Origin of the sequence: Falsarthrobacter nasiphocae (genome assembly GCF_031456275.1) — a bacterium.
Classification (GTDB): domain Bacteria; phylum Actinomycetota; class Actinomycetes; order Actinomycetales; family Micrococcaceae; genus Falsarthrobacter; species Falsarthrobacter nasiphocae.
On sequence record NZ_JAVDUI010000001.1, the window covers coordinates 1175792 to 1189789 of the forward strand.

13 protein-coding genes are annotated in these 13998 nt (G+C 67.7%); 11 read left to right on the top strand and 2 right to left on the bottom strand.

Annotated elements, in window-relative coordinates; all coding sequences use genetic code 11:
• Positions 1 to 44 precede the first annotated feature (44 nt).
• On the bottom strand, positions 45 to 725 hold the full coding sequence (locus J2S35_RS05290; protein WP_309850638.1) for an ABC transporter ATP-binding protein: 681 nt from the start codon (positions 723 to 725) through the stop codon (positions 45 to 47).
• Complete coding sequence (locus tag J2S35_RS05295) at positions 725 to 1786, bottom strand: ABC transporter permease (RefSeq protein WP_309850640.1); 1062 nt, start codon at positions 1784 to 1786, stop codon at positions 725 to 727. Before J2S35_RS05295 ends, J2S35_RS05290 begins: the two co-directional genes overlap by 1 nt.
• A 269-nt stretch (positions 1787 to 2055) precedes the next feature.
• Between J2S35_RS05295 and J2S35_RS05300 the strand changes: the two genes are divergently transcribed.
• The 11 genes from J2S35_RS05300 to J2S35_RS05350 all read left to right on the top strand — a co-directional run bounded on the left by J2S35_RS05300 (position 2056) and on the right by J2S35_RS05350 (position 13977).
• Positions 2056 to 3324: a sensor histidine kinase gene (locus J2S35_RS05300; RefSeq protein ID WP_309850642.1), complete on the top strand. Its 1269-nt coding sequence runs from the start codon at positions 2056 to 2058 to the stop codon at positions 3322 to 3324.
• Between the two features lie 35 nt (positions 3325 to 3359).
• The gene (locus J2S35_RS05305; protein WP_309850645.1) at positions 3360 to 4007 is read left to right on the top strand and encodes a response regulator transcription factor; all 648 of its coding nucleotides are present in this window, start codon (positions 3360 to 3362) and stop codon (positions 4005 to 4007) included.
• On the top strand, positions 4004 to 5233 hold the full coding sequence (locus tag J2S35_RS05310; RefSeq protein WP_309850647.1) for an MFS transporter: 1230 nt from the start codon (positions 4004 to 4006) through the stop codon (positions 5231 to 5233). The genes J2S35_RS05305 and J2S35_RS05310 overlap by 4 nt, the downstream gene beginning before the upstream one ends.
• Before the next feature lie 883 nt (positions 5234 to 6116).
• Positions 6117 to 6470, top strand: coding sequence for a hypothetical protein (locus tag J2S35_RS05315; RefSeq protein WP_309850649.1), 354 nt, complete (start codon positions 6117 to 6119; stop codon positions 6468 to 6470).
• A gap of 375 nt (positions 6471 to 6845) precedes the next feature.
• Positions 6846 to 7364 (top strand): hypothetical protein, encoded by a 519-nt coding sequence (locus J2S35_RS05320; RefSeq protein ID WP_309850650.1) that lies wholly within the window; start codon positions 6846 to 6848, stop codon positions 7362 to 7364.
• 115 nt (positions 7365 to 7479) lie between these two features.
• Positions 7480 to 8622, top strand: coding sequence for a hypothetical protein (locus tag J2S35_RS05325; protein WP_309850652.1), 1143 nt, complete (start codon positions 7480 to 7482; stop codon positions 8620 to 8622).
• Positions 8615 to 9295, top strand: coding sequence for an ABC transporter ATP-binding protein (locus tag J2S35_RS05330; RefSeq protein WP_309850655.1), 681 nt, complete (start codon positions 8615 to 8617; stop codon positions 9293 to 9295). Before J2S35_RS05325 ends, J2S35_RS05330 begins: the two co-directional genes overlap by 8 nt.
• Positions 9282 to 10415, top strand: a complete 1134-nt coding sequence (locus J2S35_RS05335; protein WP_309850658.1) for an ABC transporter permease — start codon at positions 9282 to 9284, stop codon at positions 10413 to 10415. The genes J2S35_RS05330 and J2S35_RS05335 overlap by 14 nt, the downstream gene beginning before the upstream one ends.
• A 282-nt stretch (positions 10416 to 10697) precedes the next feature.
• Positions 10698 to 11627 (top strand): ABC transporter ATP-binding protein, encoded by a 930-nt coding sequence (locus J2S35_RS05340; protein WP_309850660.1) that lies wholly within the window; start codon positions 10698 to 10700, stop codon positions 11625 to 11627.
• Between the two features lie 2 nt (positions 11628 to 11629).
• The gene (locus J2S35_RS05345) at positions 11630 to 12640 is read left to right on the top strand and encodes an ABC transporter permease (protein WP_309850662.1); all 1011 of its coding nucleotides are present in this window, start codon (positions 11630 to 11632) and stop codon (positions 12638 to 12640) included.
• A 59-nt stretch (positions 12641 to 12699) separates the two neighbouring features.
• Positions 12700 to 13977, top strand: coding sequence for a sensor histidine kinase (locus J2S35_RS05350; RefSeq protein WP_456151909.1), 1278 nt, complete (start codon positions 12700 to 12702; stop codon positions 13975 to 13977).
• Positions 13978 to 13998 lie beyond the last annotated feature (21 nt).

Sequence of the window (13998 nt, forward strand, 5' to 3'; positions counted from 1 at the left end):
GACTGATTGAGAGACTGACAATCCCAGCTTAGAGAACGGATGCTTTAAAGGGAAGGCGAGAGGCGCCCGTCCTCCATATGCAGGACGCGGTCTGCGTTTCCGAGAGTCTCCGTTTCATGGGTGACGAGGAGCGTGCCCGTCTCGAATTCTCGGGTCACCTTTTCCAGGAGAGCGACGACGGACGCCGAGCGTTCTCGGTCCAGCGCGCTCGTCGGCTCATCGACCAGCAAGAGAGCCGGCTGCCCCATGAGCGCCCTGGCGATATTGACGCGCTGGCGCTGCCCTCCCGAGAGCTGGCCCGGACGGCGGTCGGCCTGGCCGCTGAGGCCCACGAGGTCGAGCAGCTCGTCCGCCCGCCCCCGGGCCCCGCGGGTCTTCCCGCCGCGGATCGACTCCGTGATGAGGAGCTGCTCGCGGGCGGTGAGGGACTCGATGAGCTGGGGCTGCTGGAAGATGATGCCGATCTTCTCGCGGCGCAGCGTCAACAGCTCCCGCGTCGAGAGCGCGGACGTGGGGGTGCCGTCCACGGTGACCTCGCCCGTCGTCGGCCGCTGGAGGGTGGACGCGAGGGAGAGGAGGGAGGACTTGCCGGAGCCGGAGGGGCCGACGAGGCCCACGAGCTCGCCCCTGCGGATGGTGAGGGAGGCGTCGTCCACGGCGGTGAGGCGGCCGGCGCCGTCCGGGTAGGTCAGGGTGACGTGGGAGAGGTCGAGTGCGGTGGGCATCAGTTTCCTCCGAGCGCGGTGAGCGGGTTGATGGAGCGGACGCGGGTGACAGCGGCGAGGGAGCCGAGGAGCCCGACGGCGAGGACGAGGAGGCCGGGGCCGCCGATCGTGGCCATGCTGACCTCGAACGGGACGGCGCGGGAGGCCAGGCCCGCGAGCCCCCAGCCCGAGAGGGCGCCGACCAGGACGCCGCCGAGGACCACGATGGCGGACTGTGCCAGGCCGTCCCGCACAAGGAACCCCTCCGAGGCGCCCAGCGCCCGCAGCAGGGCGAGGTCACGGGTGCGCTGCAGCGTCCAGATCGTCAGGAACGCGGCCACAACGAGCCCCGCGATGACGTACAGGATCACCTGGATGAGGAGCAGGGACCCGTGCTCGGAGCGGTACCCCGGCACGGCGTTGAACGCCTCCTTGACGGTCGCGGACGTCAGCCCCTCCACCGTGAGGGCCGGGTCAGCCGAGAGGATCGCGTTGGGCGTGCGGGTATGCAGGACCTCTCGGGTGGCGGACTCCGGGAGGCCGACGACGGGGGCGTGCGCGTAGCTGAGCCCCGGAGCCGAGACGCTGGAGACCTTCTGGGCGATGCCGTTGAGGGTGACCGTGTCCCCGGCGCCCACGCCGAGCTCATCTGCGACCGCCGAGGGCAGGGCCACGCCGGAGTCGGGGACGGACGGCACCCAGGCCGAGGGGCGCGGGGCCGCGAAGACGGCTGCCTGGACGGGGCCAGACGAGGCACGGGGCGAGGCGCTCGCGGCCCCGTTCCCCGGGCCGGCCTCGAGGCGGACCATGCCGATTGTCAGCGGGAGCGCGTCGGCGTCCTGGGCCGTGGCGTTCCTGAGCTGGGCGTCCGTCACGGAGGACAGGCCCACGGCGTCGCCAGCGAGGAGGACCCGGGCGGCGCCGGCTTTCCCCGCGGCGCAGAGGGCCGAGGTGGACTGGGACCCGAGCCCGCCCGTCAGCCCGGACAGGAGGGCGACGAGCAGGGTGAGGAGAGCGACGACCCCTCCGACGAGGGCGAAGCGGCCTCGAGCGAAGGCGACGTCCCGGCGGGCGAGCAGCATGGGGACCTCCTTGAGTTCCGGGTCCGCTGGGCGGCCCCGTGGGTGAGCATGTCTCCACACTCCTCCCCGGGAGGGGCTCCGCGCCGTCCCGCAGGGGGTTGATTCCCCCTCAACCGAACGGTTGACTCCCGCGTCTTGGCGCGGATCTGCGGGGTTGAGACGGGGTGGTGCGGGGCCGCGTCGGCGGCGCCTCGGGCGTCGCGCGACGGCGACGTCCACGTTGTCCACATCCCCCTGCGCGGCGGCGAGGCGAGCACTACGCTGGAGAGATGAGACCCACGCCGGACAGCGCCACAGACCTCCTCGTCAGGGGTCTGCGCCTGGGCGTCCACGTGGCTTTCGCGCTGCTCCTCGCCTTCGCGCTCGTGAGCGTCTCGCTGGACGGGGACGACGACGCCGCGCCGTGGGGGATCTACGCCGTCGGCGCGGCGCTGGCCGCCGTGTATGTGGCGGGCACCGCTGTGGAGCGGCGCCTCGCCGTCCGGGCCGGGTACGGCGCCTCGCCGGTCATCCCCGTGGTGGTCTGGGCCCCGTGGCTCGCGGCCGTGACCGCCCTGTGGGCCGTGTTGGTGGCGCAGCACAGCGCGTTCTCCTATTGCGTCTTCCCCCTGTTCTTCGTGGTCCTGCACCTTGTCCGTCCCCTGCCCGCGGGCCTGGCCGGGGTGGGAGTTCTGCTCGTCCTCCTCGTGGCGGCGCTGAGCCGCGGCGGCCAGGCCGGCACGGGGGCCATCGTGGGACCGAGCGTGGGGGCTGCCTTCTCCGTGGTCGTCTTCGTGGTCTACGAGGCGCTCGTGAGGGACTCCCTCGCCCAGCGGCGCGCCCTCGCCGAGCTCGAGGCCGCGCGGACAGAGCTCGCCGCCGCCCACCGCTCCGCAGGCATGGCGGCCGAGCGGGACCGATTCGCGGCCGAAGTCCACGACACCCTCGCGCAGGGCCTCAACGCCATCGTCCTCACGGCACGCGCGGGCCTGGCGGGGGCAGATGAGCGCGGCGCCCTGCGCACCGTCGTCGACCTCGCGTCCGCCAACCTGGAGCAGGCCCGCGAGATGTTCCGGGGCGCCACTGGGACGGCCGGGGCTGGGAGGCGGGACGCGCTCGCGGAGGACATCGAGGCTGCGGTGGCCCGTATCAGCTCGGGGGCGCTGAACCTCACGGTGCGGGACGAGCGCTCGCAAGAGCAGCGCGCCCAGCCCGTGGACGCGGAAGTGGAGCGGTTCCTCGTCCTCGCCGCGTCCTCGCTCGTGTCCAACGTGACCCGGCACGCAGGCGCGGGGCGAGCCGTGCTGACGGTAGGCTCACCGGGAGAGGGGCTCCTCGCCATGGATGTCGTGGATGACGGCTGCGGCTTTGACCGCAAGACCACCCCGGACGGGTTCGGCCTGGCCTCGCTCTCGGCGCGGGCGCAGGCGCTCGGCGGCAGCGTCGTCGTCGAGACCGAGCCGGGAGAGGGGACCGCTGTCAACGTGACCGTCCCGGCCCGCCCCACAGGCGCGGGGCGCGCCGCGCCCTCCAGCATCACCACCCCAGACAGTCCCTGACTGCACCTCACCCCGTCGCACCCCCAGGAGGCCCCATGCGCATCGTCCTCGCCGATGACCACCCCGTGGTCCGTGCCGGCGTGCGCGCGCTCGTGAGCCTTGTCGAGGGCGCGGACGTCGTGGGAGAAGCGGGAAGCGCGGAGGAGACGCTCACCGTGGTGCGGGAGTTGCGCGCGGCCGGGGAGCCCGCGCAGATCGTCCTCATGGACCTCAACATGCCCTCCACGAGCGCCGAACTCGGCGGGATCGCGGCCACCCGTGCGCTCACGCGGGACGGGGGGCCGGAGCGCGTCATCGTCCTGACGACGTTCGACGCGGAGGCCGACGTCGTCTCCGCCATCGACGCCGGCGCCCGCGGGTACCTCTTCAAGGACAGCGAGCCAGCTGTGATCGGGGAGGCGCTCGCCACAGTGGCGGGCGGGGGCCAGTACTACGCGCCCCGCGCCGCAGCGGCCCTCGCGGCAGCCGTCCGCCGAACCACCCAGCCGGAGGCCCTCCTCACGGAGCGCGAGCTCGACGTGGCCCGCCTCCTCGCCACCGGCGCGGGGAACAGACAGATCGCCAAGGCCCTCTTCATCTCGGAGGCCACGGTCAAGACCCACCTCATCCACGTCTACCGGAAGCTCGGCGCCACGAACCGCACGGCCGCCGTCGCCGCCCTCCACGAAGAAGGACTCGTATGACACATCTCCGAGCTGAGGCGGCCTCGCGGGCGACCTTCCTCCATTTCTTCCTCAACGGCTTCATCGTCACCGCCTGGACCGCGCGCATTCCCGGAGCCGCGGCCACGCTCAAGGTGGACAACGCCCAGCTGGGCCTGCTTCTCCTCATGGTGGCCGTGGGCTCCATCCTGTCCATGTCCCAGGCGGACCGCCTGCTCGCCCGTTTCGGCACGCGCACCACGGCCCGCGGGGGCAACGTCGTGGGCGTGCTCGGCCTCGTGGGGCTCTCGGCGGCGCTCGGGGCGCAGAGCCCGGTCTGGGCCGGCGCGGCGCTCCTTGTCCTTGGCGTCGGCATGGGCGTGTGGGACGTGGCCATGAACGTCGAGGGGGCGCACGTCGAGCACGAGCTCGGCCGCACCGTCATGCCGCGGTACCACGCCGGCTTCTCCGTGGGCACGGTGGCCGGTGCCGTCCTCGGTGCCGCGCTCGCGGCGGCGTCGGTGCCGATTGCCGTGGGGCTCATCGGCGCGGGTCTCGTCTCCCTCGTGGTCGTCGCCCTCGTCACGCCCCGCTTCCTCGACAGCGGCCCCGCGCTCGAGCCCGTCCCCGCAGGCCAGGGCGCCGACCCCGCCAGCGCTGCCGCCGCCGCGACGAGCGCCCCGGCGGTCAAGCCGCGCTCCCCGTGGACCGAGCCGCGCACCCTGCTCATCGGCGTCGTCGTCATGGCGTGCTCCCTCACGGAGGGCTCCGCGATGGACTGGGTCGCCAAGGGCGCCGTGGACGGCATCCACGTGTCCGAGAGCGTCGCCGCCATGATCTTCGCCGTCTTCGTCACGGCCATGACCCTGACCCGCTGGTTCGGCACAGGGTTTGTGGACCGGTTCGGCCGTGTCGCGTGCCTGCGGGTCTGCCTCGCCGCGTCCCTGCTCGGCCTGGCCACGTATGTCCTGGCGCCGAACGGCTGGGTCATGGCGGTCGGCGTGTTCTTCTGGGGCGTGGGCGCTGCCCTCGGCTTCCCGCTCGGCATCTCCGCCGCGTCCGACGAGCCCGCTCGCGCCGCCGCCCGCGTCAGCACGGTCTCGATGATCGCCTACACCGCGTTCTTCCTCGGCCCGCCGCTCCTTGGCTGGCTGGCTGAGGCGTGGACCATCCGGCACGCGCTCGCGGTCATCGCGGTTCCCATCCTCGCGGCGCTCCTTCTTGCGGGCGTGACCCGGGCGCAGCGGGAGCCGGCGTCGGCCTCCTGAGGGAACTGAAAGGCACCTGAGCAGAGGGCGACGACGGGCTTGCGCTGCCTGCGCCTGATTTCGGTCCGTGTTTGGGGCGAGAGACCCGACAGACGAGGCCATGACTTCACAAGGCGAGTCCTTCACCCAGCCTCGCTCCAAGCACTGAGCTCTGTTAGAAACTGACCTCACATCTCGTGATGTACCACGATTTCAAAGACCTGAGGTTGAGGCCCGGGAGTGCATCGAAGTCTTAGACGCTTCAAGTTCGAGGTGCGGGCTTCCTCAGCTGGTTGTTGAGCGGGAATGCCGGGGGAATCGCGGTGCGGCAACGGGGGTGCCTGCCCTGCACGGGAAGAGTCCCGCAGTTAGGGGACCTTGGTGCAGTCGAGGACGCCATCAGCCTCGGGAGACAGGTCACATCGAGGGGAATGTCCACGGCGGGCTCAGAATGGCCTTCTAGGGGTTTGAACGCATGCTAGGGTTCTGTTCACCGAGTCTGTCTGGGCCCGGGAACGAATGACAATCTCTAGATTACCGAGGAAGCATGAAACTCACTGCATTAAGGTCAGCGACAGTTCTGGCGGTCTGCCTGACTGGAGTCGTGGCAGGCGCAGCGCCGGCACAAGCAGCCCGCTTTCGAGCGTGGGACTACCAGGGGACCCATGGCCCCCTCTTGATTGATTCGTACACTGATAGGTCAACACTGGATATCGTTGACGACCGCGCGGAGTCGGTGTGGAATCAGACTTCTTGCACCATGGAAGGACGTAATTACGCCGGACTGTGGGGATTCACTTCACACGCAGGATTTTTTGGGTCTGGAATTCTGCAGTCTAAGATCGGGTACCCCAACATGATTGACTACTTCGACTGCCGCGCGTGAGCAAGTTCGAAAAATAGAATGGAACTGATGATGAATAGAAATTTTGCTAGATTCGCGCTGAGTATTCTTGGCCTTGGAGTTATTTGTATTACAACCGCCGCCCCTGCCAGTGCAGAACGGTTTCGCGCGTGGGATGGACCCGGGACGCACTTGACTCGCCTGGTTGATGACTGGGGCAGCGGGGATATTAATGTTGCGGACGATCGAGTTGAGTCGGTCTGGAATGAGCGCTATAGCTATGTGACGGGCCGAAGCTACACTGGTCTATGGTCGTTTTCAAGTCAAGCTGGACAATTCGCCCCCAATACCCTGTACAAATATATCGACCACCCCAACCAAATTGATTTCTTCGAATCGGGACTGACTTTTTAGTCTTACTAGGGCCTCATGAAAAATTTCAGGTTAACTTTCACCTCGGCGGCATGCGTTGCACTCGCCTTGAGTGGTTGCACCAGCGCTAACGAATCGGCCGATGTGCCTGACAATGTCAAGAGGAGCGTTGCCTCGCTTGCCACGTCGGATTCCGATATAAATTCAGCCGTGCAAAAGCTGGAAAATGAGTGCGCTCGCAAGGCTGGCATCCCTCATGAGGCGCGTCCATTTACGTTCGACCTTTCTTCTCTCACGGGAGAGGTGGGACTCTTTGGCAACCCCGAGATGGCGGCAAAGCGTGGGTACGAAGAGACTGTGGATAGGCGCACCTCCCCGGAGACTATGCGACTTACTCCCGCTCAGGAGAAGGTCATCATGGGTGACCAGAATCCAGACAAAATGGCTGTGGTCAATACTCCCAGTGGGGCTCAGATCGCGACGCCCAAGGACGGTTGTGCGGCGAAGTCTCGGATTGCCGTCTATGGGTCCATTGAAAATTCTTTGAAAGTGAATAACTTTCCTAACGAAATCCTTGCTGCAGGTGCTGGCGCGCGGGACGGGGTGAAGAATGTAATTGATGAAATTTCTCCGGACTACAGCAAGTGCATGAATGACTCGGGATATGCACTGGGCCCCGGCAAGGCCGGCGAGTTTGCGAAGCAACGGTGGGGAGTGTACCGGGCACAGGGGCAAGTGCCCTCAGTTGAGGAAGCGGCGTTGGCCAAGGCTGACGCAGGATGTCAAGCTCAGTCTGGCTTGATTAATAAACTCCAGGAAAATTTCTTTGATCATGCGGGTGCCTGGGCGCAAGACAACGAGGGAGAAATCCTAAAGCTGGCTGAAATCAGAGCTGAATCGAAGAAGCGAGCTCAGGCGATTCTCAGTGGCAAGTAAGGGCCACCGCTGGACTGTTCTCCGCCAGGTGCTGTCATTGCTCATCGGAACTGCTCTGGCTATCGGTCTCCTGCTCCTCGGCTGGAGTGCAGTGAAGAACCAAGAAGCGTCCGCCGTGAACCAGAATATGCCCGAGCTTGCTCTTACTGCCCAGGTCGAGACGGGTGCTCTCTCCGATGAGGCGCAGGGCACCGCGACGAGCATCGTCACCCGCACGGAGGCTGTCTCCCTCCCCGCCAAGGAGGGGGCCCGCTTTACCGCTGATGGTCTTGCCGCTGGGTCAGAAGCAGGCCTGGGGCGAGTTCTGGCAGAGGTGAACGAACGTCCCGTGATAGTTCTCCAAGGCCCAGTCGCCGCCTACCGCACCCTGTCCAAGGGCGCCACCGGGCGGGACGTCGCCCAGCTGCAGCAGAGCCTGGCCGCTCTGGGGTACGAATCTGGCCTGAGCCTGGGCACGTTCGATGACTCAACCGCTCGAGGCCTGGCTGCGCTCTTTCGCACCTTGGGTTACCCGGCAGTCTCGGTGGACGGCTCGGTGATCCCCGCCGAGAGGTCCGGAAGCAATGCGGCTCTGGTTCTGGGCGAGGGGTACTTTGCGCCCGTGCTCCCGGTGAAGGCGGCCGGAGCGTGCGGAACCAACCGTCTGTTGGTGGAAGGCCCGCTGTGTGAGGTCACGACGGGCGCGCCCTCTCTCATTGCCACGATCCCCACTGCCGATGCTCAGCGCATCAAGGGACACGAGAACATCCGCGTGGTCTTCCCCGACGGCAAAACCTACTCGGGTGCCCTCAATGGCCCTGCCTCGACGAAGAACATCAGCAATCAGACATCGTCCTCCCAGAATGGCACCAAGGGTGCTGGTGGGACGGAATCCGCCTCGCAGTCAAATGCCCCGGCGGCAGGCCGCGGTGCCACAAATACCGCTCCAGACTCGGACCCCAGCGGCTCCAAGTCCTACGCAATCGTGCTCAAGGACGCTCCCGAGCTTCCGGCACCCGGCAGCGGAGACATGCCCCTCACGGTGATCTTCTCCCAGAGTGAAGCCGAGTCGCTACTGGTGCCCTCTACGGCCATTCGAGCGGCTTCCGGCACTTCCTGGGTGGAGAAAGAAAGCGGCGCACGGGTGGATGTCACTGTTGGTCTGTGCGTCCAGGGCCGGTGCGTTGTGCGCCCAGCCAGCGCCTCTGAGGAGGGGCTCAGCACCGGCGAAAGCGTCATCATCACCGGCGCGGCGAAGAAAGCCTCCGACGGTGGGTGAGACCAGCCCGGAGCTGCAGCTCATCGGAGTGTCCAAAAGCTATCCGCCCGCCACCCGAGCCCTTCAGGATGTCTCTGTGGAGATCTTTGCGGGGGAGTCCGTGGCGATTGTGGGCCCCAGCGGCTCAGGCAAGTCCACACTCTTGGCGATGCTCGGGCTGCTGGAGAATCCGGACGAGGGTCGGCGGGTCATCGCCGGGCTGGATACGGACACTGCCTCGGAACGTGAGCTCACCCGCCTGCGCCGAACCCACATATCTTTTGTGTTTCAGGCCTTCCACCTGCTTGAGCACTTGACCGTCACAGAGAACGTCCTTCACGCGCTCCAGATCCGGGGAGTCAGCGGCGGTGCCGCTCGCACGGCCGCAACGGAGGCCATCCGAAGCGTGGGGCTGCAGCACCGCTCGCATGCCAAGCCCGGCACTCTCTCCGGGGGTGAGCGGCAGCGGGCCGCCATCGCTCGTGCCGTGGCGATGCAGCCGCGGGTGCTGTTGTGCGACGAGCCCACGGGAAACCTCGACACCACCACCGCGGAGTCTGTTCTGCAGCTGCTGCTGGCCCAAGCCGACGCCGGGACGGCAGTCGTCATCGTGACGCATTCCCCTGAACTCGCCGCCCGGTGCGACCGCACCATCCGTGTGCTGGATGGGCGGGTGCACCATGCTGCTGCGTGAGGCGTGGAGGAATGTCACCCGTCGGTGGAACCGCACCGCCTTCAGCTTGCTGACCATCGTGATTGGCGCCGCGACGCTCGTGACCATGTTGGCCGTCACTCGGGGCTCTGCCTACCGTTCGGCTGAGCACCTGGCTGCGCTGTCCAGCGGAATGCTCACTGTCTCTCTGCCCGCCGGGCCTGCCGGATGGGCAGAGGGGGAGGAGGGCCTACGGCAACGGCTCCTGCGTCAGCCTGGCGTGAAAGAGGCCGGCACGTTCACCGTTCTCAACGACGGCCAGCGCACTCCTGTCTCCACGGCACGTACGAGAGATGCCGACGCAGTCTCTGTGGCTCTGTCCGATTCGGGCCTGAGGGTGATGGGCGGGCATGTGGTGGCTGGCGGCTGGCCCAGCGCGGGTTCCCACGAAATGCTCGTGGGGCAGCGGGTGGCCGAGACTTTGGGCGTTGCTCCGGAGTTGGGCCAGAACCAGGTGAAGATCGGCGACCGCTGGTGGAGCGTCGTCGGCGTCGTCCAGGGGACTGGGAACGCGGCCATTCTTAACGAGGCGGTGATCTTCCCGCCCACGAAGGCCGCCTCCCTTGAGCCGACGGTCAGCCGGAACATCGTTCTCGAGGCGTCCGTCCCGGACGCAGTGCCCGAAGAACAGTTGCGTTTGGCGGCCTGGCCTTATGAGCCGGAGCACGCGCGCATCACCAGGCCCGTCAGTGCGGAGTCCCTCTCCACCGGGTTGCTGCGCGAATCCGAGACGATGGTGCTGGTCACCATGCTGGTGCTGGCGGTATCCGCAGTCTTCAGCGTGTATTCCACGATGCAGACGGCGGTGTGGGAGCGCCGTCGCCATATCGGCCTGGACCGTGCGCTTGGGGCTTCCCGGGGGCGGATAGCGGGGCTATTCCTTTTCGAGTCGGCCCTGACCGGTGGGCTGGGGGGCTTAGCCGGAACAGGCCTGGGGGTTCTGGTGGGTGCGGGCGTGGCGGCTCTCCAAGGATGGCCCCATCTGTTGCCCTGGTGGGTGGTCGTCGTGCCGGGTGCGGGGGCGGTGATCGGGGCGATCTCGGGCCTGCTTCCGGCCGTTGGAGCAAGTCGTGTAGACCCAGCCCAGCTGTTGCGTGAGTAACCGGGCAATCAGACCCAGGCCCGCTGAGAGCATCCGGCGTTTCTTCTTGCGGGCGTGACCCGGGCGCAGCGGGAGCCGGCGTCGGCCTCCTGAGGGAACTGAAAGGCACCTGAGGAGGGGGGGGCGACGACGGGGCCGCTGGGCGCGAACTCATCCTCAAGGATGATGCGCAGGGCTCCACAATGTCCCCCGCACGGGGGATGACCCGCCCGGGGCCCGATTTCTAGACTGGATGCATAACGTCGATCCCGACGATCCCGAGACAGGACTAGAGGGAGATTCATGATCCAGGTAGAAAACCTCACCAAGAGGTATGGCAACAAGGTGGCGGTGAACAACGTCAGCTTCGAGGCGCGTCCCGGCCGCGTCACCGGCTTCCTCGGGCCGAACGGCGCGGGCAAGTCGACGACGATGCGCATGATCCTCGGGCTGGACACCCCGACGGCCGGCCGGGCGCTCGTGGACGGCAAGCCGTACCGCGAGGCCACGTCCCCCCTCTCCTCCGTGGGCGCGCTCCTCGACGCGAAGGCCGTTCACACCGGCCGCAGCGCGCGGAGCCACCTGCGCGCCATGGCGGCCACGCACGGCCTGCCCAACGCCCGCGTGGACGAGGTCATCTCGATGACGGGCCTCGACCAGGTGGCCAAGCGCAAGGTCGGCGGCTTCTCGCTCGGCATGGGCCAGCGCCTCGGCATCGCCTCCGCCCTCCTCGGCGACCCCAAGACGGTCATCTTCGACGAGCCCGTCAACGGCCTCGACCCCGAGGGCGTCACCTGGGTCCGCAACCTGTGCCGCTACCTCGCCTCCGAGGGCCGCACCGTGTTCCTGTCCTCCCACCTCATGTCGGAGATGGCACAGACCGCTGACGACCTCGTCATCATCGGCAAGGGACAGATCATCGCCCAGGGCCCCATCACGGACATCATCGCGGGTCAGGGTGAGGTCCGCACGCTCGTGCGCACGGACAACGTGGAGGCCCTGACGTCGGCGCTCGCCGGGCACAACGTCCGCATCTCCACCCTGGACGCCAACTCCGTGGAGATCTCCGGTGTCTCTCCGCGCCAGATCGCAGAGACCGCGTTCCAGGAGCGCATCTTCTTCTACGAACTCACTCCCCGCGAGCTCTCCCTCGAGGAGGCGTACATGCGCCTCACGCAGGGTGCCGTGGAATACCACTCCGCCGAGCTCAACGGCGCACAGGAGGTCAAGTAACCATGTCTCACTCGCTGTCTGCACCCCAGAACCGCGCCGCGGGGGAGGGTTCGGCCCCCCGCCACGCCGTCGAGACGAACGGCGCGCAGGGAGGCTCCGCCACGGATGAGCGCCGCGCGCCGGTGCGGGAGTTCTCCTCGCGCTTCTCCGGCAACAAGGTCGGCTTCGGCAAGCTCGTCAAGAGCGAGTTCATCAAGATCACGTCCCTGCGGAGCACGTATTGGCTCCTCGGGATCGCGTTCGCCCTGACGGTGGGCTTCGCGGCTCTGTTCACGATTGCGGTCAACTCGACCGTCGATTCGGTCAAGAATCCGCCGGAGGGCATGCCCCCTGGCATGGGTTCCACGATGGACGCAGCCCGTGAGGTGGCGATGCACTTGCCGATCGTCGGTGCGTTCTTCAGCATCCTCGTCTTCGGCGCCTGGGCGGTGACGACGATTGCCGGCGAGTACGGCACGGGCATGATCCGCTCCACGATGACGGCGGCGCCCAAGCGCTGGCCGGCCCTCCTCGCCAAGCTGCTCGTGACGCTGCTCGTCGCGGCCGTCGTCGCCTTCCTCGCCTTCCTCGCCTCGTATGGACTGGGCCAGGTCATGACCCCGAGTGAGGTCCACTTCGGCCTCGGCGACGGCAACGTCATGCGGTCCATCCTCATGACCGTGCTCTACGTGGTGCTCGTGGTCCTCATGGGCTTCGGTCTCGGCCTGCTCACGCGCAACGCGGCCGGCGGCATCGTCACGATCGTCGGCATCCTCTTCGCCCTGCCCCTGATCTCGGGGATCTTCGGGGGAATGGTGGACTGGGTTGGAGATGCTGCCCGCTTCCTCCCGAGCAACCTCGGCCAGACGATGGGCGCTGTGACGGACGCCGCCGCGCCCAATACGGGTGCCGAGTCCGCTGGCTCGAACACCCCCACCCCGATCAAGTGGAATGAGGCGGCCCTCTGGCTCGCCCTCGAGTCCGGCGTCATCTGGCTGCTGGGCATGATCACGGCGCAGAAGCGGGACGTCTGATCCGCACTGCACCAACACCCGCGAGGGGGGTCTCTTCGGAGGCCCCCCTCGCGGAGCTCATTCGCCGGCGGAGGAACCCGTTCCTCCGCTTCTTCGCGGACCACCCGAGGACGCGCACCGCGATCATCCTCGTCTTGCTCGGACTGTGGGTGGCCGTGGAGATGCCGGGCCTGGCCCGCTCCGGCCAGTACGGGATTGAGCCGTGGCGGGCCTGGGTGCTCGCGATCCTCACCGTCCTGCCGCTCGTCGGCCTCCTCTGGCGCAACCGCTGGCCCCTCGGCGTCTTCCTTGCCGTCTTCGCGATGGACCTTGCCGCGTGCGCTCTGTTGGTGACGGCCTCCACGCCCAACGTCGTCGCGGGATCCTTCGCCGGGGCGGTCGCCCTTTACTCCGTGGCGAAGTGGCGCAGCCCCCGCGTCTCCTGGACGTGCATGCTCGTCCAGTGCACCGCCACAGCCGTCTTTCTCGCGTTCGTCCTCTTCCAGGAGGACACGTCCTTCCCCGTGCTGATCTTCGTCCTGGCCTCGGGGACTGCGGCCATCTATGCGGGAGGGGCGGGCGTGGTCCTCGTGGGCATGGCTGTCCGCCGGGAGCGCCTCCACGAGGAGGACCTCAACGCGTGGGCGGTGGACCAGCGTGAGCGCGCGCAGCTCGCCGAGCGGTCCCGCATCGCGCGGGAGATGCACGACGTCGTGGCCCACTCCCTCACCGTCATGATCACCCTCGCGGACGGGGCCAAGGTGCTCTCCAAGTCGGACCCGCAGAAGGCTGCGGAGGTCATGGGGGAGGTGTCCAAGACGGGGCGCAGCGCGCTCGCGGACATGCGGAGGGTGCTGGGCATCCTCAAGGTCGACGGCGAGCCTGCGGCGGCGCGGGCCCCCATCGCCGCGCGGGAGGCGCTCGCTGAGCTCGTCGCCGGATTCCGGCGGGCCGGAGTGCCGGTCACGCTGATTCACAGCGGCTATTCTCTTCCGGAGGACCCCGCCTTTGTTCAGACCGTCTTCCGCATCATCCAGGAGTCTCTGACGAATGTTCTCCGGTATGCCAAAAGCGCGTCAGAGGTCATTGTTGAGACGCACAGCGACGGCGAGGGCGTGAGAGTCAGGGTCGCCGACAACGGGCTTGGCGTCGCTCCCGAGCGCAGCGCCCAGAGGCGTTCTCGGGGCGAGGGGCTCAGGACCGAGCCGGGCCAGATCCCGGGCACGGGCAACGGCCTGGAGGGCCTGAGGACCCGGGCCCATGCGTTCGGCGGCACGCTCCGTGCCGGACCGGGCCCCGCCCAGGGGTGGATTGTTGAGGCGGTCTTCCCGCCGAACTTTGAGAGAAGGTCATCATGAGCCACGAGAACCCCGCCGCGC